Annotated in this window: 19 protein-coding genes; 12 read left to right on the top strand and 7 right to left on the bottom strand. The window is 32.6% G+C overall.

The window, feature by feature from the left end:
• Positions 1 to 89: 89 nt before the first annotated feature.
• Positions 90 to 1,187, top strand: coding sequence for a GEVED domain-containing protein (locus AB671_RS11840; RefSeq protein WP_066681339.1), 1,098 nt, complete (start codon positions 90 to 92; stop codon positions 1,185 to 1,187).
• A 46-nt stretch (positions 1,188 to 1,233) separates the two neighbouring features.
• Here AB671_RS11840 and AB671_RS11835 read toward each other — a convergent pair whose 3' ends face one another.
• Together AB671_RS11835 and AB671_RS11830 are read right to left on the bottom strand one after the other, a co-directional pair.
• Positions 1,234 to 1,722 carry a YcxB family protein gene (locus AB671_RS11835; protein ID WP_066681337.1) on the bottom strand — a complete coding sequence of 163 codons (489 nt, stop codon included), beginning with the start codon at positions 1,720 to 1,722 and terminating at the stop codon, positions 1,234 to 1,236.
• A gap of 133 nt (positions 1,723 to 1,855) precedes the next feature.
• Entirely contained in the window at positions 1,856 to 4,003 is a 2,148-nt protein-coding gene (locus tag AB671_RS11830) for an endonuclease MutS2 (RefSeq protein ID WP_066681335.1), read from the bottom strand.
• A 225-nt stretch (positions 4,004 to 4,228) separates the two neighbouring features.
• Here AB671_RS11830 and AB671_RS11825 point away from each other — a divergent pair, with 225 nt between their 5' ends.
• From AB671_RS11825 to AB671_RS11815, 3 genes are read left to right on the top strand one after another with little or no spacing between them, the layout of a single operon-like run.
• Positions 4,229 to 4,735: a GNAT family N-acetyltransferase gene (locus tag AB671_RS11825; protein ID WP_066681333.1), complete on the top strand. Its 507-nt coding sequence runs from the start codon at positions 4,229 to 4,231 to the stop codon at positions 4,733 to 4,735.
• A gap of 2 nt (positions 4,736 to 4,737) precedes the next feature.
• Positions 4,738 to 5,232 carry a hypothetical protein gene (locus tag AB671_RS11820; protein WP_066681331.1) on the top strand — a complete coding sequence of 165 codons (495 nt, stop codon included), beginning with the start codon at positions 4,738 to 4,740 and terminating at the stop codon, positions 5,230 to 5,232.
• Positions 5,233 to 5,274: 42 nt separating this feature from the next.
• Entirely contained in the window at positions 5,275 to 5,919 is a 645-nt protein-coding gene (locus AB671_RS11815; RefSeq protein ID WP_066681330.1) for a uracil-DNA glycosylase, read from the top strand.
• Here AB671_RS11815 and AB671_RS11810 read toward each other — a convergent pair.
• The 3 genes from AB671_RS11810 to AB671_RS11800 all read right to left on the bottom strand — a co-directional run bounded on the left by AB671_RS11810 (position 5,906) and on the right by AB671_RS11800 (position 8,153).
• The gene (locus tag AB671_RS11810) at positions 5,906 to 6,409 is read right to left on the bottom strand and encodes a hypothetical protein (protein ID WP_066681328.1); all 504 of its coding nucleotides are present in this window, start codon (positions 6,407 to 6,409) and stop codon (positions 5,906 to 5,908) included. The two genes, AB671_RS11815 and AB671_RS11810, sit on opposite strands and share 14 nt — an antisense overlap.
• 9 nt (positions 6,410 to 6,418) lie before the next feature.
• Positions 6,419 to 6,910, bottom strand: a complete 492-nt coding sequence (locus AB671_RS11805; RefSeq protein WP_066681326.1) for a DUF456 domain-containing protein — start codon at positions 6,908 to 6,910, stop codon at positions 6,419 to 6,421.
• Between the two features lie 64 nt (positions 6,911 to 6,974).
• The gene (locus AB671_RS11800; RefSeq protein ID WP_066681324.1) at positions 6,975 to 8,153 is read right to left on the bottom strand and encodes a carboxypeptidase regulatory-like domain-containing protein; all 1,179 of its coding nucleotides are present in this window, start codon (positions 8,151 to 8,153) and stop codon (positions 6,975 to 6,977) included.
• A gap of 169 nt (positions 8,154 to 8,322) precedes the next feature.
• On the opposite strand from AB671_RS11800, the gene AB671_RS11795 reads away from it, so the two are divergent.
• The 6 genes from AB671_RS11795 to AB671_RS11770 all read left to right on the top strand — a co-directional run bounded on the left by AB671_RS11795 (position 8,323) and on the right by AB671_RS11770 (position 15,834).
• Complete coding sequence (locus tag AB671_RS11795) at positions 8,323 to 9,588, top strand: mechanosensitive ion channel family protein (protein WP_066681323.1); 1,266 nt, start codon at positions 8,323 to 8,325, stop codon at positions 9,586 to 9,588.
• 216 nt (positions 9,589 to 9,804) lie between these two features.
• Positions 9,805 to 10,524, top strand: coding sequence for a pyridoxine 5'-phosphate synthase (locus AB671_RS11790; RefSeq protein ID WP_066676781.1), 720 nt, complete (start codon positions 9,805 to 9,807; stop codon positions 10,522 to 10,524).
• Between the two features lie 93 nt (positions 10,525 to 10,617).
• Positions 10,618 to 11,409, top strand: coding sequence for an alpha/beta fold hydrolase (locus AB671_RS11785; RefSeq protein ID WP_066676783.1), 792 nt, complete (start codon positions 10,618 to 10,620; stop codon positions 11,407 to 11,409).
• Positions 11,410 to 11,811: 402 nt separating this feature from the next.
• Complete coding sequence (locus AB671_RS11780) at positions 11,812 to 12,828, top strand: NAD-dependent epimerase/dehydratase family protein (protein WP_066676785.1); 1,017 nt, start codon at positions 11,812 to 11,814, stop codon at positions 12,826 to 12,828.
• Positions 12,828 to 14,600, top strand: a complete 1,773-nt coding sequence (locus AB671_RS11775; protein WP_066676787.1) for an AMP-dependent synthetase/ligase — start codon at positions 12,828 to 12,830, stop codon at positions 14,598 to 14,600. Before AB671_RS11780 ends, AB671_RS11775 begins: the two co-directional genes overlap by 1 nt.
• Before the next feature lie 175 nt (positions 14,601 to 14,775).
• Positions 14,776 to 15,834, top strand: coding sequence for a diphosphomevalonate/mevalonate 3,5-bisphosphate decarboxylase family protein (locus AB671_RS11770; protein WP_066676792.1), 1,059 nt, complete (start codon positions 14,776 to 14,778; stop codon positions 15,832 to 15,834).
• A gap of 202 nt (positions 15,835 to 16,036) precedes the next feature.
• Here the strand turns inward: AB671_RS11770 and AB671_RS11765 are convergent, their stop codons facing one another.
• Entirely contained in the window at positions 16,037 to 16,456 is a 420-nt protein-coding gene (locus AB671_RS11765; protein ID WP_066676794.1) for a hypothetical protein, read from the bottom strand.
• Between the two features lie 154 nt (positions 16,457 to 16,610).
• Between AB671_RS11765 and AB671_RS11760 the strand changes: the two genes are divergently transcribed.
• Complete coding sequence (locus tag AB671_RS11760) at positions 16,611 to 17,297, top strand: phosphatase PAP2 family protein (RefSeq protein WP_066676796.1); 687 nt, start codon at positions 16,611 to 16,613, stop codon at positions 17,295 to 17,297.
• A 26-nt stretch (positions 17,298 to 17,323) separates the two neighbouring features.
• On the opposite strand, the gene AB671_RS11755 is transcribed toward AB671_RS11760, so the two are convergent.
• The gene (locus AB671_RS11755) at positions 17,324 to 18,406 is read right to left on the bottom strand and encodes an endonuclease/exonuclease/phosphatase family protein (RefSeq protein ID WP_066676798.1); all 1,083 of its coding nucleotides are present in this window, start codon (positions 18,404 to 18,406) and stop codon (positions 17,324 to 17,326) included.
• Positions 18,407 to 18,523: 117 nt separating this feature from the next.
• Between AB671_RS11755 and AB671_RS11750 the strand changes: the two genes are divergently transcribed.
• Complete coding sequence (locus AB671_RS11750) at positions 18,524 to 18,961, top strand: nuclear transport factor 2 family protein (protein WP_066676800.1); 438 nt, start codon at positions 18,524 to 18,526, stop codon at positions 18,959 to 18,961.
• The last annotated feature ends 4 nt before the right edge of the window (positions 18,962 to 18,965 follow it).

The following is an 18,965-nucleotide window of genomic DNA, read 5'->3' as shown; positions in this document are numbered from 1 at the left end:
ATGAACTTCTAATGGAAAGTTCTGAAAACATGGTCAAATTATCTGCCATAAAATTATTACTCAATAAAATTTAAACAGCCTCTAATTACATGATCAAAAATTTACTCTATTTATTTCTCTTTTTATTAGGAACTACATTTTATCAGGGAAAAAGCATTCCTGAAAAAACAATGCCTAAATTTTTCTGCGATCTATTGGCTCCGGCAAATGTTACTGTGACAAGTATTACACATACGGCAGCAACAGTGAGTTGGGCAAATGACCCAAATACTTCAAATTATACTTTAAGATATAGACCAGTCGGATTACCTATATGGTTTTCGTCAATCATTGTATCCAATCAAAATTTTTATAATTTGAATGGTTTAATGCCGTGCACAGCGTATGAAGTTCAGGTAGCTAAAATTTGCAATATTAATCAAGGTGCGTGGTCAACTTTAGTGGTTTTTAATACAAAACTCAATTATTGTACATCAGAGTCAGCAAATTCAGGTCTTATGCATCTTTCGAATGTTACAGTTACTCCTTCCTCAACTGGTTTATCGCAAATGATAAGCAATTCAGCAGCATCTTTATACACTGATTATCGTCCGGATGCCGCTCGTAAAGTTTATTTAAATTGGGATTCCGTAAACAATATGATTTCTGCTACCAAAATAGGTGCGATCAATCCAAATGCGGCTTTTGTAACAGCTTGGATCGATTTTAATGCAAATGGAACTTTCGAACCAAGCGAAATAATTATGAATGTTACATCAAGTTCGGCTAATGTTAGTACAAATACTTTTAGCGTGCCGTCTTTAGCTTCGGTTGGCGGAAATATAAGTTGTGCTGTTACGATGAGAGTTGTTTTTTCAAATACAGCTGTTACAAACGGTTGCGGTAATTTTGGGTATGGTGAGGTTGAAGATTATGATGTGTATTTATCAACAGAAGCTAATCTTGCAACAACTGAAATTAATAAAAATAAAGAAATTGGTATTTATCCAAATCCAACCTCAGATGTTTTAAATATTTCAGGAATTTCGTCAGATTTAGATTTTGAAATCTATAATTCAGTAGGGAAGAAGCTAAGCGAAGGGAAAACTAAAAATAAAACAGTGAAAGTCGGTCATTTAGTAAAAGGAATATATTTTATTGTATTAAAGGAAAAAGAACATTCAAGGTTTAAATTTATTAAGAAATAAAAAAGAATAGAGCGCCAGTTACAGCGCTCTATTTTAAAATGATTTTTTAATCGTTTCTAAGCCTTGCTTTCACATTATTTTTTTCAATAATATTCCTTAATTCTATAATTTCACTTTGTGAAAAGTATTTTTTCGGAATCATATTCATCGTCGTTTTACTTTGATAAACTAAAAACCAGTCTTTGGTTTCTTTTACTCTGTGGACTGTATTCCATGTAAAATCGCCATCAAATGTTTCGCCTTTTGTCTGAACTTTTTCATCAGTGAAAGTGTAAATGATCTCTTCCTGAATTTTCTTGTTAGAGTAAAAAGCATTTTTCAAACGGAAATAAGAACGGATGATGATAAAAATAAAAACAGCAGCAAACCAAATCGATGCAGATTTGAAAATTTCCTTCGTATTATATTCAGCATTAGAAAAGTTTAACCCAAAAATGGCTAATATGATCAATGAGAAAATAATAATTCTTGGGAATGAATTTTTAATATTAAAATTCAGAAAATCCTTAAATGTGATATGAGTTTTTACAGTCATTTAAAATTAATAATCAATAAAATAATTTGATAGATCGTCTGCGTATTCAAGCTTAAGCGACTTGTTCGCAACTCTTTGCTTCTTAAAATATTAAATGTAGAGGATAATCTTTGCGTTGAAAATTAATTCAAAATTAAATCCTTTCCAATTCGTCAGCATCGATCATTGTCTTAAACGTTCCGTAGTTTACCGTCACTTTATTTCTCGATATTTTTTCAATCGTTCCCACACTTGTACTTCCGGTAATTCTCACACGCTGCCCTTCTTTCATCCAGACAGCGCGGTCTACTTTACGTTTTTCCTCAATCTTTTCGTTGGTTTCCGTAATTTTTTCGATGACATCTTCTTTCTTCAGCTGTTGGGTAATTTTTCTTTTTACCACTTGAAGTCGTTTAGATTCATCTTTATCAGCTCCAATTTTTCTGAATTTTTCCTGTTCCAGAATTTTCACAAAATCTTTCACCACATCTTTCCTCGATTTACCTTTTACATAGCTGTCAATAAAACCTTCTATTTTAGTTCCGAACTGTAGTTTACGATGTTCATCTTCGTACAATTTCTGAAAATTAAATAGCTTTTGTTGTAGCTGTTCGTTTAGCTTTTGCAGATTATCACGCTTGTCTTCCACCGATTCTTTTCTTTCGGCAAGATCGGTTTTCAGTTTTTCAACTTCGTATTTTTCCTGTTGAAGCTTTACAATCGTTTTATCTAAATTCACAATATCATGTTCCACCTTTTTCTTGGCAGAATGAATGATAAATCTTGGGATTTTATTCTTCTCAGCAACTTCAAAAGTAAAAGAACTTCCAGCTTGTCCGATTTCCAATTTATACATCGGTTCAAGTGTTTCTTCGTTAAAGAGCATTGCTGCATTTTGCGCATTCGGAAGTTCTTCCACAACCAGTTTGATGTTGGTATAATGCGTCGTAATAATCGCAAAACTTTTCTTATCATAGAAAAATTCCAGAAAACTTTCAGCCAAAGCACCACCCAATTCAGGATCAGAACCTGTTCCAAATTCGTCAATCAATAAAAGGGTTTCTCCATCGGCTTCACGAATGATTCCACCCATTTTCTTTAATCTTGAAGAATAGGTCGAAAGGTGATTTTCAATAGATTGATTATCCCCAATATCGGTCATGATCTTATCAAAGAAAAACATCTCAGATTTTGGATGTGTCGGAACTAAAATTCCGCTCTGAATCATTAATTGAAGCAATCCTACAGTTTTCAACGTAATAGATTTTCCTCCAGCATTAGGACCGGAAATACAGATAATTCTGTTGTGATCCGTTAAACTTAATGATTGTGGGAAAATCGTTTTGTTTTCAGCTTTATTTCTCAAAAACAACAAAGGATGAAAAGCTTCTCTTAATTTTAATGTTCTGTGACGGTTTATTTTTGGTAAAACTCCGTTAACAAGTTCTGCAAATTTGGCTTTAGCTCTCGTTAAATCAAGATCGAAAATATACATTTGGTATCTCCAAAGTTGAGGTTGGAATTCTGCCAATTCTGCGGTTAATTTTCTCAGAATTTTGTCTATTTCCTTTTTCTCTTCTTCCTGGTCTTCCTTTAGCTTAAAATAATGCTTTACTACAGAATCTGGTTGCATGTAAGTGATAGAACCTGTTTTTGAAAGGCCTAAAACTCTTCCTGCAACTCTTTTTTTGTATGCCGATTTTACAGCCAAAACTCTTTGGTCATCAATGATCGTTTCTCGAATATCATCCAAAAATTCACTTTGACCGTAATTGAATAAAGCTCGGTTGAAATTTTCTGTAATTGCTTTTTTAGCATGTTGAATTTGCGTTCTCAACTCTTTTAAGATCGGTGAGGCTTCACTTTTTACTTCGCCAAAACGGTTAAAAACTTTATCAACTTTATCAATGATTTCTTTTCTAAATTCTAATGCAGAAACATCCTGAATCAAATTAGGAAAAGTTTCGGGCATGGTTGGAAAAAACTTTTGCAGTTTCCCGATTTGTTCCGTTAACGTTTTTATTTTGATAAAAGCTACATTTTCCAATCGATAATTTTCGATCAGCATTACTTTTAGTTCAGTTTCAATATCTTCATATTCATTGAATGGAATCGCATTCGAACTTTCAAAACTCGATAAATATTCGGAAGTTTTTTTTAATGAAACTTCGGCTTCGTCAATTTCCATCGGACGAAGGTCAAGGATTTTATCTCTCGTTTTCGGAGAATATGCAAAAGGAGCAATTTCCGCGAGCAATTGCGGAAATTCTAATTCGTCTAAATCTTCTTTATCTATATACACAGTGCAAAGATAATTAATTTGAAAATGAATTAATTGGAGAATTTGAAAATGTGTTTTTATTTTAAACCATAAAAGACACAAAAGTATTGGCTTGAATAATTAAGGATTTTTAAAGCTTTCAAAAGCTGATGAGTTCGTCTAAAGCAATATGTATTAAATTTAAATAAACTAATGTGTTTAAACTTTTGTGCTTTTTATGGTTGAAAGTTTTCTTACATTTAATAGATGAAAATAGAAACCGAAAGATTAGTTTTAAAATCAATCGACGAAAGTCATGTAGAAGATATTTTAAAGATTCGAAGCAATGAAGTAGTCAATCAATTTGTCAAAAGAATTTCGCCAAAAACAAATTATGACGCACTGGATTTTATTTTGACAATAAAAAAAAGAGTAGAAAACAAAGAAACATTTTATTGGGGAATTTCTTTAAAAGATCAAACAGATCTTATCGGAACAATCTGTTTATACCGATTTTCTGAAGACCGAACGGAAGCTGAGGTAGGTTATGAATTACTACCTGATCATCACAGAAAAGGAATTATGTCTGAAACTTTGAAAGCGGTTTTGAATTTTGGTTTTAATGAATTGTATTTAAATGAAATTTTAGCGTTCACCAATAAATTTAATGAAAACTCAAAATCATTACTTTTAAAGCATCAATTTACTTTGGAAGAGGGAAGGGTTGATGAGGGTTTTCCTGAGAATTTGGTTTTTATTTTAAGACGCAAATAACTATGTATTCAAATTTATATAAAGCTGCCGATTTATTGATAGAATCTGTTAATAATTACCTCGGGTTATTTAAACATAAAAAAGAATTTACAGCGGAAGATGTTTTTAATTCAATGGTCTATCATTATAAAGAGGTGAAAATGATAGACATTTTTATAATGATGTATCCTCAAGAAGTATTTATACTGTCATTTGATGAATTGTATATTAGTTTACACAGGAATCATAAAAACTTTTTAACCTTATCGTTTATGCGTGCTTTTAAATTTAGTGATGACACAGATGAAACTATAGAAATTAGATTTACATTAGATTTCGATTCTATTAATTGCTATTCATATTATAGCGAAAATATTGTATTGAATGCTGTTGACTTAAAAAGTGATGAGGATTCATTTGATAAATTAATTAAAAGTTTTAAAAGTGAAATGTTTTATGAAAAGATTAAATTCTTAAGACCCGATTTTCATGAATTAAGAATTAATTACAATGTTTAAATATATTTTCAAATTAACTCATTCTCAAATTTTCAAATTAAAATGACAACCTGGACAGAAATTTTAGCCCCAATAAAAAGCACAGAATATTTTACCCAACTTTGGGAAAAAGTAGAACATGAATATGCAGCGGAAAAAGTTTTTCCTCCAAAAAGTCAAATCTTCAGAGCGTTAGATTTAACTGCTTTTGAAGATGTGGAAGTTGTAATTATTGGCCAGGATCCTTATCATAACGATTTTCAGGCAAATGGATTGTGCTTTTCCGTTTCAGAGCAGGTAAAAGCACCACCTTCGCTTAAAAATATTTTTACAGAGTTAAAAGATGATGTAGGAGTAGAGCGTATTTCAAAAGAACTGGACGATTGGGCGAAACAGGGTGTTTTATTGTTGAATGCGACATTAACCGTTCGTGCGCATTCTCCAAATTCTCATAAAGATTTAGGTTGGGAAAAATTTACTGATTTTATTATTAAAGAAATTTCAGATAAAAAAGAAAATGTAGTTTTCGTTTTGTGGGGAGCTTTTGCACAAAAAAAAGCCGAATTGATTAATCCGGCTAAACATTTTATTATAAAATCTGCACATCCATCACCTTTTTCTGTATACAGAGGTTTTTATGGAAGCAAACCTTTTTCGAAAATTAATGAATATCTGGCTTCAAGAAGTAAGAAAATTATCTCATGGTAGATTGGTTTTGACTATCATCTTTGGTAATCTCAATTGCTATTTTATATTTCCCTGGAAGAGATTTTGTACCATTCTGTGCTGTTGGACGAGGTGTAATTTCTTTTAAAGAAATCGTATATCCGTTAAATGACTGCGTTTTGTGGTAATCTTTACCTTTAACTTCTGCGGTTGATAATTGTAAAATCATGGGTCTGCTTGTGGTGCTCATGAATTCAATATTTGCAACGGCAACTCCTGCCCAAACGCATTGAGTTCCTTCAGGACAACGGCTGTCTTCTGCGATACCTTTGAAAGTAACGTTCATTTGAAATTCTGGTAAAAATTTATTTTCGCCTTCATTCAAATAAATAATGTTGCCTTCTTTTTTAAGAGGTGTTTCGTTCAAAATGGTAGCTTCTTGCTTGGTTGTAGTTGGTTTTGTGTTTTCTTTCTGCGCATTGCAGTTTACTAAGCTGACAACACTTAAACCTACGATTATATTTTTAAACATTTCTATAAATTATATGACGTTAATAAGGTCTAAAATTACAACTAAAAGCATTGCAATTCCTACAACTAAACTAAATCCTGTTCCGTAAATAAAACCGATAAAAGCTCCTTTTGTAGATTTTAATGCTTTGTTCATGTCTTTACTGTCGTGCAGAAGTTCACCAATAAAAACCCCGGCAAACATTCCGACCAAAAAACCTAAAGGGATTGGTAAAAAGATTCCAACAATAGTTCCGACAACAGAGCCAATACTTCCCCAACGTGTTCCGCCATATTTTCTGTTGGTTTTTGCAGGAATTACATAACTTAAAACAACAGAAGCAAGAGTGAGAATCACAAAGGCCCAAATGTATAGGACTGAAAGATCTGCATCTGTTCCGTATTTATAAATTAATAATCCGGCAAGACTTAAAACAAGCCCTGGCAAAACTGGTAAAAAAGTTCCTAAGATTCCTAAAATAAGTAAAATAATACTTAAAAATGAAATTAACGAATGATCCATATTTATTGTAATAAAAAAAGTGACTTTGCAGCCACTTTTTAGGTATCAATTTTTAAGCCGATTTTTAAAGATTTAAAATTACATATTGTAAAATTACTCCTGCATTTCCAATGTTTCCTGTAGCATGATTATGGAAACTTGTATAGTAGATATATCCGCTGTTTGTAGATCCAGAACAAGGTCCTACCGTTGCACCTAAAGCTACCAAATAAGGAACTGTAATGGTAGGAACAGAAATGCTGATTTGAATGTTTCCTGGAAGTGTAATACAAACAGTTGTAAATGTAGAATTCGGAGCATTACCAATTGGAGTGGCTGGAATTCCTGTTGTGGTAAAATGATTGGTTCTGATCATCAAAGGACTGTTTGATGAGGTTTCTTTAACCAAAACTTCCCAATAAGTAGGGTCGTAGTTGGTGATTTTTTGCCATGTACCTAGATCAAAATCAATATTTAAAGTGTTAAATCCTAAAGCAGTTGATAATCCTGCATTGTTTACTGTTGCTGGAATGATCCCTGAGTTTCCTGTATTATTTGAACATAATTTTGTATCCGGAACAAATCCTCCTGGAAGCGAGCAATTGCTAGTATAATCTGTTCCTCCTACCAAATATGAAACATCCCAGTCTGATGCGTAAATACTTCCGCCATTTGCTACAAAAATAGCCAAGTTAGCATCAATGGCAGGATAAAGTGATTGATTTGCGTTGTAATTTCTAGAGCCACAATTCAGGAAAATAATATCATATTGAGCAATGGTATTAATGTTAGCCAAGTCTACATTGGTAATTGCTGTGGCAGTATAACCTAAGGACTGAATAATGTCTTCAATTTTATCATAGCTTCCTTTTACATAGGCTATTTTTGCGACCTGATTTAGTTTTGTTTGATCTGCATTCAGAGTTACTGTTTCATTGTTTTTTACTGTAGTCGCAATTTGAGTACGGAAATTACTACCATTACCGGTTTGAATATGGATGGTTTGATTTCCTGCCGGAGCTTCTAAAGTAAAGTTACCGTCTGCATCAGAAGTGGTGTAATAGATCTTGTACTTTTCGTCAAATGTGAAAATTGATGCTCCTCCAATGGGTTTGGTACCATTTTGGGACATTACTTTTCCTGAAAGTTTACCGGTTTGTATGGTGTTGTCAACTTTAACTTCGGTGGGAGTTTCAGAATCTGATCGGCACGACCCAAGTGATAATAGAATAATGAAGATCAATAATAAGTTGAGGTTTTTCATAAGATATAGTTTTTATGGTTTAGTTTACTAAATTAATGATTTTGTTGTTAATTTGATTTTGTTTTTGATTTATTTTTATGTAATTGTTATTTATGTTTGCTTAATTTTGTTGAAAACTCTTATTTGATTAGGGTTGCGATACATCTTAATTTTATTAAATTTGTTATAAATGAAAGACGAAATAAAAGATACCAAGAGTTTTTTTCAGGAACTGAGTGAGCAGCTTTATATTAGTATAAGTAAAATTGCTCCTACAGGGCTAGATTGGGTGCTTCATATCATTGTTAAACTAAGTTTACTTGTCGCACTTTTTTTGTTGTTGGATTTTATTTTTAAAATCACCATCAATTATATCTTTCGTTTTTTTAGAAATGAAAATAGATTTCCCGTTTTAAAATCTATCTATCGGTCTAAGATCACCAATTCTGTAGCACATTTTACAGCTTTGGCCATTGTAGGTTCTATGCACGAAGCTATTTTTGTAGGAGCATTAAAACAGACCACCATTTTCATTATCAGATCGGTCAATTTAGGATTGGTTATGATTCTGGCGGGAATGTTGTATCGATCTTTAACAGCATTCAGAAACTATTTCACCATACAACAAGATTATTATAAGGTGATGGCAATTAATGCGATTTCCGAAACGGTAAAAATCTTAGGGATCTTTATATTTACCATTGTGAGTATCTGTGTAGTCTTTGGGATTAAAGGAACTACGATTGTCGGAAGTTTAGGAGCGATAACGGCAGTTTTGGTCTTAGTTTTCAGAGATACAATCTTGGGTTTTGTGACCGGAATTCACGTTGCTACCTCAAAAAGCTTGAAGGTAGGCGATTGGATTGGAATTCCTAAATATAATATTGAAGGAAATATTTTGGATATCAGTTTGTTAACCACAAAAATTGCTAATTTCGATAAAACAATTTCTTCAATTCCAACGTACGATCTGTTGACAACTGAGATTAAAAATCTTCAGGTAATGTCTGAGTCTAATACCCGAAGAATTAAGAAATCTATTTTCTTTAATATCAATTCGTTTAAATTTTTGAATAATGAAGAAATTGAACGTTTAAAAGAAATCAATCTTATATCCGATTACCTCAATGATAAAACCTCAGAGATCAATCAGGAAAAAGAATCAATACAGCATAAAGACAAGGTGATTAACGGAAGGCAGCTTACTAATGTTGGGGTTTTTAGACATTATGCCCAAAGATATTTAGAAAATGATGCTGAGATCGATAAGGAAAGTACAATAATGGTTCGCCAGTTAGAGATCACTACGCAAGGGCTTCCAATGGAAATTTATTGTTTTACCAATGATTCAAATTGGCAGCGTTTTGAGCAGATTCAGGCAGATATTTTTGATCATTTACTGGTTGCCTCAAAAGAATTTGATCTTCAGATTATGCAAATCGGATTTCCAAAATAAATATTTTAAATTATTTTGTTAGATTTTGACCTTACTTATGGTAAACATTATTTTACTATAGCCAGACTTGTGCTCACAGGAAATTAAAAAACTTTTATAAAGCCATTTTCGAGTGGTTTTTTTATTTTTGTACTTTAATTAATGAGGAAGTAAGATCTCGAGTTTTATTTGATATATTTAAAATTCTCATTTTAAGCCTCAAACTTCAATAATACAATGACAAAACTAAGTGTAAACATTAATAAAATTGCAACTTTAAGAAACGCTAGAGGAGGCGAAACACCAAGCGTGACAGAAGCTGCAATAAAAATTCAGGAATTTGGTGCACACGGAATTACTATTCATCCAAGACCTGATGAAAGACATATTACCAGAAAAGATGTTTATAATCTGAAGCCTTTGGTAACGACTGAATATAATATTGAAGGAAACCCTCACCGCGAATTTATCGATATGGTTCTTCAGGTAAAGCCGGAACAGGTGACTTTGGTTCCTGATGCAGATGATGCCATTACTTCAAATGCAGGATGGGATACAAAAAAACATCTTGATTTTTTAAAGGAAATTATCGCTGAGTTTAAAAATGTAGGAATTCGTACTTCTATTTTTCTTGACCCGAATCCTGAATTGGTGGAGAGTGCTGCCCAAACAGGAGCAGATAGAATCGAGTTGTACACAGAGGCTTATGCAAAAAATTACACCGTTAATAAAGAAGAAGCCATAAAACCTTATTACGAAACGGCTGTAAAAGCTGCTGAATTTGGTTTGGGAATTAATGCAGGTCACGATTTAAGTTTAGAAAATTTAAAATATTTTGCAGACAATATTCCGAATCTTTTAGAAGTTTCTATTGGTCATGCTTTGGTTTCTGAAGCGTTGTATATGGGAATGGAAAATACGGTTCAGTCGTATTTGAAGAGATTAGCAAAATGGTAGAATTAGAAACTAGATGTTAGAAATTAGAAGTTAGTATTGTAGACTGTTTTACTAACTTCTAATATCTAATTTCTAACATCTTAATTAAAAATTATGGAAATTTTACATTCAAAAATATTTGGCGAAAATTTGTCGTCAACACCACTTTTGGTATTTCACGGTTTGTTTGGAATGCTTGATAATTGGGGAAGTTTCGGGAAAGAATTAGGAGATTTTTTACCGGTTCATTTAATTGATTTGAGGAATCACGGCAGAAGCTTTCATTCTGAAGAGATGTCGCATGATGATTTGGCAGATGATATTGCCAATTATATGAATCATTACGGAATTGAAAAAGCTCACGTTTTAGGACATTCTTTGGGTGGAAAAGCGGTGATGCAGTTCGCCATCAATTATCCTGAAAAAGTAGAAAAATTAATCGTTGTGGATATTTCTCCAAAAGCTTATCCGCCACATCACCAGGGAATTATCAAAGCTTTAGAAACGGTAGATTTTAATACGGTAAGTTCTAGAAATGATGTTGAAGCGGTTTTAACTCAATATATTCCTGAGAGATCTACGATTCAGTTTTTAGCTAAAAATTTGTATTGGGAAGAATCTGGTGACAGCAAAAAATTGAACTGGAGATTTAATCTGAAAACGCTTGCAGAAAAATACAATCAATTTGTTTCCAATGCAATCAGGTATGGAGTTTTTCAGGGTGAAACTTTATTTATTGCAGGTGAAAAATCAAATTACATTTTGCCACAGGATGAGTTTTCTATCAAACAGCAGTTTCCGAAAGCTCAGTTTGTAAAAATCAAAAATGCCGCACACTGGGTTCAGGCAGATAATCCTGTTGATTTTGCAGTAGTGGTGAAAGATTTTTTAAATATAGTAAACTAAACAACTGTTTTAAAAATTGTTAAATTTTTCCCAAATACTTTATTTTTAAATATTGTGAATTATTTTGTTGTAAATTGGTTTTGTCAAATTGATAAGTATATTTATTTTGTGTTTTGTTATATTTAAATGAAATACAATTTTATTGATTGTTTTAAATGTGCTTGTTGTTATTTGGTAGTTAATTCATATTTAACAAATTTGCATCAAAAAGGAAACTTAGCACGTAGGTTTCCTTTTTTTATGGCTTCAAATAATGTGAATAATTATGAAAATCTAATGAGTTTTGACTGAAAAAGTTGCAAATTTGCACAAATTGTTTTTCGGTTGAAATTCAACTCAAATCAATTCTTGATAAAAATAAAATCGACTAAATTTAGAAGGTCATCAATTAGAATTAAATTCATGGTTTTTGTAACAGGAGCAACAGGAATTTTAGGCAGAGTCATTGTTTTAGAACTTTTGAAAAAAGGTAAAAAAGTGCGTGCTGCAAAAAGACCTTCAAGCAACATCAATGAAGTAAAACATTCTTATCAGTATTATACCGGAGATCATGACAATTTTTTCAATAAAATCGAATGGATAGATGTTGATTTCGATGATATTAATTCTATTGAATATGTCTTAGAAGGCGTTACTGAAGTTTATCACTGTGCTGCAAAAGTGAGTTTTCATCCAAAAGATGAGAAAGAGATGTATCATACCAACATCAAGGCTACAGAGAATCTTCTTTTTGCCTGTGAAAATTCTACGGTCGAAAAATTTCTTCACGTCAGTTCGATTGCCGTGTTGGATTTATTGAATGAAAAAGGTGAATTAGATGAAAATTCAGATTTTAATCCTAAAGAAGAACATTCGGCTTATGCAATTTCAAAACATCTTTCTGAAATGGAAATTTGGAGAGCTTCTGCAGAAGGATTAAATACAATTATCATCAATCCCGGAATGATCATCGGAACAGGAAACTGGGGAAAAAGCAGCGGAGATATTTTCCCGACTTTTGAGAACAACAGCTTTACTTTCTCGGGCGGAACAAGTTATGTTGACGTAAGAGATGTAGCTGAAATCTCAATCAAGCTGATGGAAAATAGTAATTTCGGAGAACGTTTTATTATCGTTTCAGAAAATAAAAAATACGCTGATCTTGGAAAACAGATCAGAACAAAATTAGGATTGAAAGAAGCGAAAATTCTTTCAAAAAGTACTTTGGAGATCGGTAGAATAGCCAACTTTCTTTTCGGATGGATCTTTCCTCAACTGAAAATGGCTACCCAATCAAATATTGAGGCGGTTTCTTCTCTGAATGTAATTTCTAATCAGAAAATTAAGGATAAATTAGGTTTTAAATTTATTCCTGTACAAGAAAGCATCGATTTTCATCTCAACAATTATATTAACGACAAAAAGCTGAACAAAAAATAATGAATCTTGCAGAGGCAATTATTAAAAAAAATATAGAAAAGCACCCTTTAAAATCGGCAGTAGGTTTCAAGAAAAAGGAAGGCTGGAAAGAATTGAGCTGGAAAAAATTTGGTGAAATTGTTTTTAAAACCGCCAATGCGCTGAAAAATTCAGGTGTTGAGGAAAATGATAAAGTGGCAATTTATGCAGATAATTCTGCAGAATGGATGATATTCGATCTGGCTGCGATGTCGATCGGTGCTATTACAGTGCCTATTTATTCTACCAACAATGCAGAACAGGCAGAGTTTATATTGCAAGATTCTGGTGCCAAAGTAGTTTTGGTAGGCGATCAGGTGCAGTATGATGGCTGTCTTGAAATTTTGAAAAAAGAAAGCAACGATAATCCGCTTAAAACAATTATTGTTTCTAAAAAAGCAGTGTGGATCAAGAAAGAATTCAACAGTTTTTATCTTGAAGATTTTATCTCAAAATCTTCTCCGGAACTTGAAATTATTTCTAAAAATGATGATGATTTAGCCACCATTATTTATACTTCGGGAACTACAGGAGCGCCGAAAGGAGTGATGTTAACGCATGGAAATTTCACTAAAGCATTCGATGCGCATTTTGAATTTTTTAAATTTAAAAATTTCGAAGAAGAACTTTCATTAGCGTTTTTACCTTTAACCCACGTTTTCGAAAGAAGCTGGAGTTTGCTTTGTCTGTATGGGGGAGCGAGAGTTTATTTTTTAGAAGATCCGAAAAGTATTGCCAAAGCTTTGGAAGAGGTGAAGCCAACGATGATGTGCGCGGTTCCGAGGTTTTTTCAGAAAGTGTATGCTGGAGTTTTAGAAAAAGCAGAAGAAGGTTCGTCACTAAAAAAGAAAATCTTCAATTGGGCTTTAGAAGTAGGTAAACAAACCGGAGAATTAAGAAGAACGGAAAAGCAAATTCCATTCGGTTTAAAAATAAAAGAAACCTTTGCAGAATTGCTGGTTTACAGTAAAATTAAAGAAAAAATGGGAGGTAGACTTTGGTTTATGCCTTGTGGAGGCGCTTCTTTGTCACCGGAAGTTACCCAATTTTTCGAATCGGTGAACATTCATCTTACCGTTGGTTACGGCCTTACGGAAACTACCGCAACTTTAACAGCTTTTCCGTTCACAAATTTTGAACACGGAAGCTGTGGAAAACCTTTACCGGGCGTTGAAATTCGTATTGGTGAACAAGACGAGATTCAGGCAAAAGGAAACGGAATTATGAAAGGATATTATAACAAGCCTGAAGAAACCGAAAAAGTTTTCACTCAGGATGGTTGGTTTAAAACTGGTGATGCAGGAAGGTTTGACGAAAAAGGTAATTTATTTATTACTGATAGGATCAAAGATCTGATGAAAACCTCCAATGGAAAATATATTGCCCCGCAAATGATCGAAAATTTGTTGACCAATAATAATTTCATCCAGCAGATTGTTTTGATCGCTGAAGGAAAACAGTTTGTCTCTGCTTTAATTGTTCCGAATTTTGAGTTTTTGAACGATTATCTTAAGAAAAGCAATATTCCGTTTACCCATTGGGAAGAGCTTGTAAAAAAGAAGGAAGTAATCGACTTTTACAAAGAAAAAATCAATGAATTGCAACAGCATCTTTCTGACTTCGAAAAGGTAAAAAAGTTTACTTTAATGCCTGCCGAATTTGAAATTGGTACAGGAGAAATAACCCCAACCTTGAAGATTAAAAGAAATATCGTGCTGAAAAAATATGCCGATATTATTGAGGAAATGTATTAAACTACAACAAAGATAAAAGTGATAAAAGTTTTAAACACATAAGTTCTTTTGAAAATCTTTGATTTTCTTTCTTATGTGAACTTTTGTTTTCAAAGTTTTTAAACTTAATAAAACTAATGTGTTCTAATGTGTTTAATAAAAAAACTTTGTCTCTTTTGTGGTAAAAAAATAAACTATGACAACACAAGAATTTTTAGGAAAAAAAGAATTTAATATACATACACAAACAGTTTCAGAAAGCTGTCCGTCAAATATTGCTTTGATTAAATATTGGGGAAAGTATAAAGACCAGATTCCAGCAAATCCGAGTATCAGTTTTACATTAAATCATTGCAAAACAAATACTGAAATAGAGTTTTCAGCCAACGAACCATTTTCTGTTCAGACTTTTCTTGCAGGAAATGAAGAAGTGAAGTTTGCCGAAAAAATTGAAAAATATTTTAAAAATATCGAGCAGTACCTGCCTTGGATTTTAAAAGGAAAATATATCATAAAAACAGAAAATACATTTCCTCACAGTTCAGGAATTGCAAGTTCAGCATCAGGTTTTGGTGCGATTGCAAAATGTCTGATGAAATTGGATGAAAGTTTTTCCGGAAAAAATTCTGATGAAGAATCCTTAACGAAAGCATCTTTTTTAGCAAGATTAGGAAGCGGAAGTGCTTGCAGAAGTCTTTACAACGGATTAGTTGTTTGGGGTGAATCGGACGAGGTTTCAGGGAGTTCAGACTTATTTGCAGTACAATATCCTAATTCTGAAATTCATGATATTTTCAAAGATTTTAATGATTGGGTTTTGCTGATCCATGAAGGAGTAAAAAGCGTTTCTTCAACGGTTGGTCATGGTTTGATGAATACCAATCCGTATGCGGAAAGAAGATTTCAGGAAGCAAGAGAAAACTTTGTTCCTATGAAAGAGATCTTGAAAAGCGGGGATTTACAAGGATTTATCAAATTGGTAGAACACGAAGCATTAACGCTTCACGCGATGATGATGATGAGTGACCCTGCATTTATTTTAATGAAAACAGGAACTCTAGAAGTAATCAATAAAATTTGGGATTTCAGAAGAGAAACAGATTTACCATTATTCTTTACATTGGATGCAGGAGCAAATGTTCATTTACTGTTTCCAAATGATGGTTCAGAAGAAAAAATAAAAACTTTTATCGAACAAGAATTACTTCAACATACTCAGAAAAATGGAGTAGTGAAGGATGTGATGAAGTTTTAGAATGAAAAAGAAGAAAAGAGTTTTACTAATTTGCTTATTGATTGGTTTTCTGCTATTGCTCTATTTTAATGTGAGTTACAATAAAGGTTCAGTTGTTGAAACTTGGGGAAGAAACAGAACAATCAATTGGGAATGGGATTGGCGAGATCTTTGGCCTTTTTAAAATATAGGAGCGGACTTTTAGTTCGCTTTTTTTGCTTTATTAATCTCTGTTAATTATCTTTCTCAATTTAAAGTAATAAAAAATCCAAACTAAAAAGTTAATCCAAGGAATAATAATAAAGTATTCTTCACCTGAAAACTCTGAAAGACTTGCCAAAATTAAAGACAGATAAAGAAAATAGCCTACGAAAAATGCCAGAATTACAAAGTATTTATTTTTTCTGATTTGTTTGAACAGAATTAAAAAGGCAGGTAAACTAAGAAAAGCTATTACTATTTGAATTCCTAATGCGATTCCATATTGTAAACCACCAAAACAGTTCATTTTCGGTCTACCATCTTCATAATAATCTGGAGTTTGCATGTCGATTATGATTAAAAATATAATCATAAAAATGGTTCCTACCAAAAAACTGGCAAGTATTCCTGAACCTATTACTTTTGCGATTTGTTTTTTCATATTCAATAAGAACGAATTTAATATGATGTAGCGTTAAAGATTCCTCTATTTTTTTTAAAATAGAAAAAAGATTTCCCTTCTGTAAAAGAATTTGCATCAAATTTGCAGCCTCAAATGACCATCTAATTAAAACAATTCAAATTTAACATATCATATGGGTTTCAAAAATGAGTTTTTGAGTGATTTCTCAACCTATCTCAAAGATAAAAGAAAAACATTTTTTCTGTGTTTTTCTATTTTTTTTATCGTTGTTTTTCTCCTGTTGAGTTTTTATGTGGTTGATTCTTCTCCAAAGTCTTGGGATCTTCTCGTTTCTCAGGAACTGCAGGAAGATCCAAACGCTATTTTAGATGTTTTGATGAAAGGTTTCAGTTGGTTGGGAACTGTTTATGTTGCAGCAATTATGGTTGTTATGTTTTCTTTGATTTTCTTGATATTTAAATATACCAAAGAAGCTCTTTTTGTATTGTCGTGTCTTTTGTCTGGAGGTGTAAGTTATGTTTTAAAAACATTGATCGACCGTCCGAGACCTACGACAGATTTTGTAAGAATTGTTGAAGAAACACATTATCAAAGCTTTCCAAGCGGTCATGTTTTATTTTATACTGCTTTTTTCGGAACATTGATGGTGATCGCTATTTCTTCAAATATTTTAAAATTATCCTGGAAAATATTGATCTCTATAATCTGCTCGGCGATGATCGTTTTGGGAGCCGTTTCGCGTATTTATTTGGGTGCACACTGGTTTACAGATGTAATCGGTGGATTCATCGTTGGAGTTCTCTTTGTGATGTTGACAGGAAGTATTTATCTTAGAAGTAAAAAGAAACAGATCCAATAAGATTTTTTTCAATTTAAAATTAATTATCAATCTTCAGTTACGACAGCATCACGTTCGCCATCTTCTTCTTTTCCTTCTTCGATCATTTCTTCTGCTTCTGCAATTTCTTCCGGATCGGCTTGCTCTATTCGTTCTTCCTGATCATCATTGTGATGATCAACAAAGAATTCACAATAAATAGGAAGGTGATCTGAACCGAAATTTTCTAATGTTTTTAAATCTTTAATGAAAATATCTTCACTGTGAAACATCAGATCGATAGGAAATCTGAAAAGCCAGTATTTTGCATGGAAAGTAGATACAAAAGCATGGCCGACCCTGGGATCGATCAAATGACTTGTTTTTCTGAATAAAATAGAAGATTTAGACCAAGCAACATTATTGAAATCTCCCACAACGATCACCGGTTTTTTTATTTCGGTGACTCTTTTGGCAACGCTGAGAATATCGCCGTCTCTTTCTTTTGAAGTTTCTTCTTCAGTAGGACTTGGAGGAGGAGGATGAACTCCAAAAAATACAAATTCAAAACCATCTTCGGTTTTTAAATGTGCTTCAATACTCGGAATATCATCCGCTACAAAATAATGTGTTTTTGATCCTTCAACTTTTATTTTAGAATAAAAATGCATTCCGTAAGTGTTCTCAAGGGTAACTTTATGTTGGTAAGGATAATCTTTTTCTAAAACCTGTAGCGCTTTTTCCCAATCGGCGTTGCTTTCCATTGTCAGGAATATATCTGGCTTGTTTTTGTTGATGAGATCAATGAATTTTTTGAAATCGGTGTTAAACTGATAAACATTGGCGGAAATAAAATGATATTTCTTTGAAGATCGATCGGTTTGTGGATGCTTTTTAACTTTATAAAGCGGAGTATATTTAATCAGCGTAATTCCGTGATAAATGATCATTGCCAATAATAAACCTTGCAGATACCAGAAATATTCTGTTTTTGTGATGATAAAACCTAATGCAAAAGTGATGATTGTAAAATAAGTAATCTGAATTTTACCAAAATCGGGAAACCGAAAAATCCAATGCGAGCTCGGTATTTTTGGTAATAGGGTTAAAATCAACAATAAAGCACTTAGAACAAGGTAAGTTTCCCACATATTTCTTAAGATATAAAATAAAAATAAGTTATTTTCAGGTAATTTCGTGCCAGTTTTAATTTAAACAGCGGTAATGAACCAGATATTTTTTTAATTTTAAAGTTTAAAACTCATAGTATGGGAAAATTTTTAATCGTTTTGTTGTTTTTAAGTTCGTTCTGTTTTGCACAGAAAACTGAAAATGATGCCGTAAAAGAAAGTGTGGAAAAGCTTTTTATAGGGATGAAAAACGCAGACACCATCATGATAAAATCTGTTTTTGCTGACGAAGCGATTTTACAAACAATCACGAAAAACAACGAGATCAAAACAGAAAAGCTACAAAATTTTCTGTCTTCTTTTTCTAAGTTATCAAAGAATGATGCAGACGAAAAGATTAGATTTGAAGCCATTCATATGGATGGAAACCTTGCGAGCGTTTTCACGCCGTATGAATTCTATTACAAAGGAAAATTCTCACATTGCGGAGCCAATAGTTTTCAGTTGGTAAAACAAAATAACGTCTGGAAAATTCAATATTTAATCGATACAAGAAGAACGAACTGTAATAAATAATTTA

It is taken from the genome of Chryseobacterium sp. BGARF1 (assembly GCF_001677955.1).
GTDB lineage: Bacteria > Bacteroidota > Bacteroidia > Flavobacteriales > Weeksellaceae > Chryseobacterium.
Note: the sequence above shows the minus strand (reverse complement) of the source record. Positions and strands in the feature narration are given on the sequence as shown.

What these genes read in the sequence shown, in the direction of transcription:
- AB671_RS11840 (WP_066681339.1), top strand. Translation starts at nt 90, where the DNA reads ATGATCAAAAATTTACTCTATTTATTTCTCTTTTTATTAGGAACTACA.
- AB671_RS11835 (WP_066681337.1), bottom strand. Translation starts at nt 1,722, where the DNA reads ATGACTGTAAAAACTCATATCACATTTAAGGATTTTCTGAATTTTAAT.
- AB671_RS11825 (WP_066681333.1), top strand. Translation starts at nt 4,229, where the DNA reads ATGAAAATAGAAACCGAAAGATTAGTTTTAAAATCAATCGACGAAAGT.
- AB671_RS11820 (WP_066681331.1), top strand. Translation starts at nt 4,738, where the DNA reads ATGTATTCAAATTTATATAAAGCTGCCGATTTATTGATAGAATCTGTT.
- AB671_RS11815 (WP_066681330.1), top strand. Translation starts at nt 5,275, where the DNA reads ATGACAACCTGGACAGAAATTTTAGCCCCAATAAAAAGCACAGAATAT.
- AB671_RS11810 (WP_066681328.1), bottom strand. Translation starts at nt 6,409, where the DNA reads ATGTTTAAAAATATAATCGTAGGTTTAAGTGTTGTCAGCTTAGTAAAC.
- AB671_RS11805 (WP_066681326.1), bottom strand. Translation starts at nt 6,910, where the DNA reads ATGGATCATTCGTTAATTTCATTTTTAAGTATTATTTTACTTATTTTA.
- AB671_RS11800 (WP_066681324.1), bottom strand. Translation starts at nt 8,153, where the DNA reads ATGAAAAACCTCAACTTATTATTGATCTTCATTATTCTATTATCACTT.
- AB671_RS11795 (WP_066681323.1), top strand. Translation starts at nt 8,323, where the DNA reads ATGAAAGACGAAATAAAAGATACCAAGAGTTTTTTTCAGGAACTGAGT.
- AB671_RS11790 (WP_066676781.1), top strand. Translation starts at nt 9,805, where the DNA reads ATGACAAAACTAAGTGTAAACATTAATAAAATTGCAACTTTAAGAAAC.
- AB671_RS11785 (WP_066676783.1), top strand. Translation starts at nt 10,618, where the DNA reads ATGGAAATTTTACATTCAAAAATATTTGGCGAAAATTTGTCGTCAACA.
- AB671_RS11780 (WP_066676785.1), top strand. Translation starts at nt 11,812, where the DNA reads ATGGTTTTTGTAACAGGAGCAACAGGAATTTTAGGCAGAGTCATTGTT.
- AB671_RS11775 (WP_066676787.1), top strand. Translation starts at nt 12,828, where the DNA reads ATGAATCTTGCAGAGGCAATTATTAAAAAAAATATAGAAAAGCACCCT.
- AB671_RS11770 (WP_066676792.1), top strand. Translation starts at nt 14,776, where the DNA reads ATGACAACACAAGAATTTTTAGGAAAAAAAGAATTTAATATACATACA.
- AB671_RS11765 (WP_066676794.1), bottom strand. Translation starts at nt 16,456, where the DNA reads ATGAAAAAACAAATCGCAAAAGTAATAGGTTCAGGAATACTTGCCAGT.
- AB671_RS11760 (WP_066676796.1), top strand. Translation starts at nt 16,611, where the DNA reads ATGGGTTTCAAAAATGAGTTTTTGAGTGATTTCTCAACCTATCTCAAA.
- AB671_RS11755 (WP_066676798.1), bottom strand. Translation starts at nt 18,406, where the DNA reads ATGTGGGAAACTTACCTTGTTCTAAGTGCTTTATTGTTGATTTTAACC.
- AB671_RS11750 (WP_066676800.1), top strand. Translation starts at nt 18,524, where the DNA reads ATGGGAAAATTTTTAATCGTTTTGTTGTTTTTAAGTTCGTTCTGTTTT.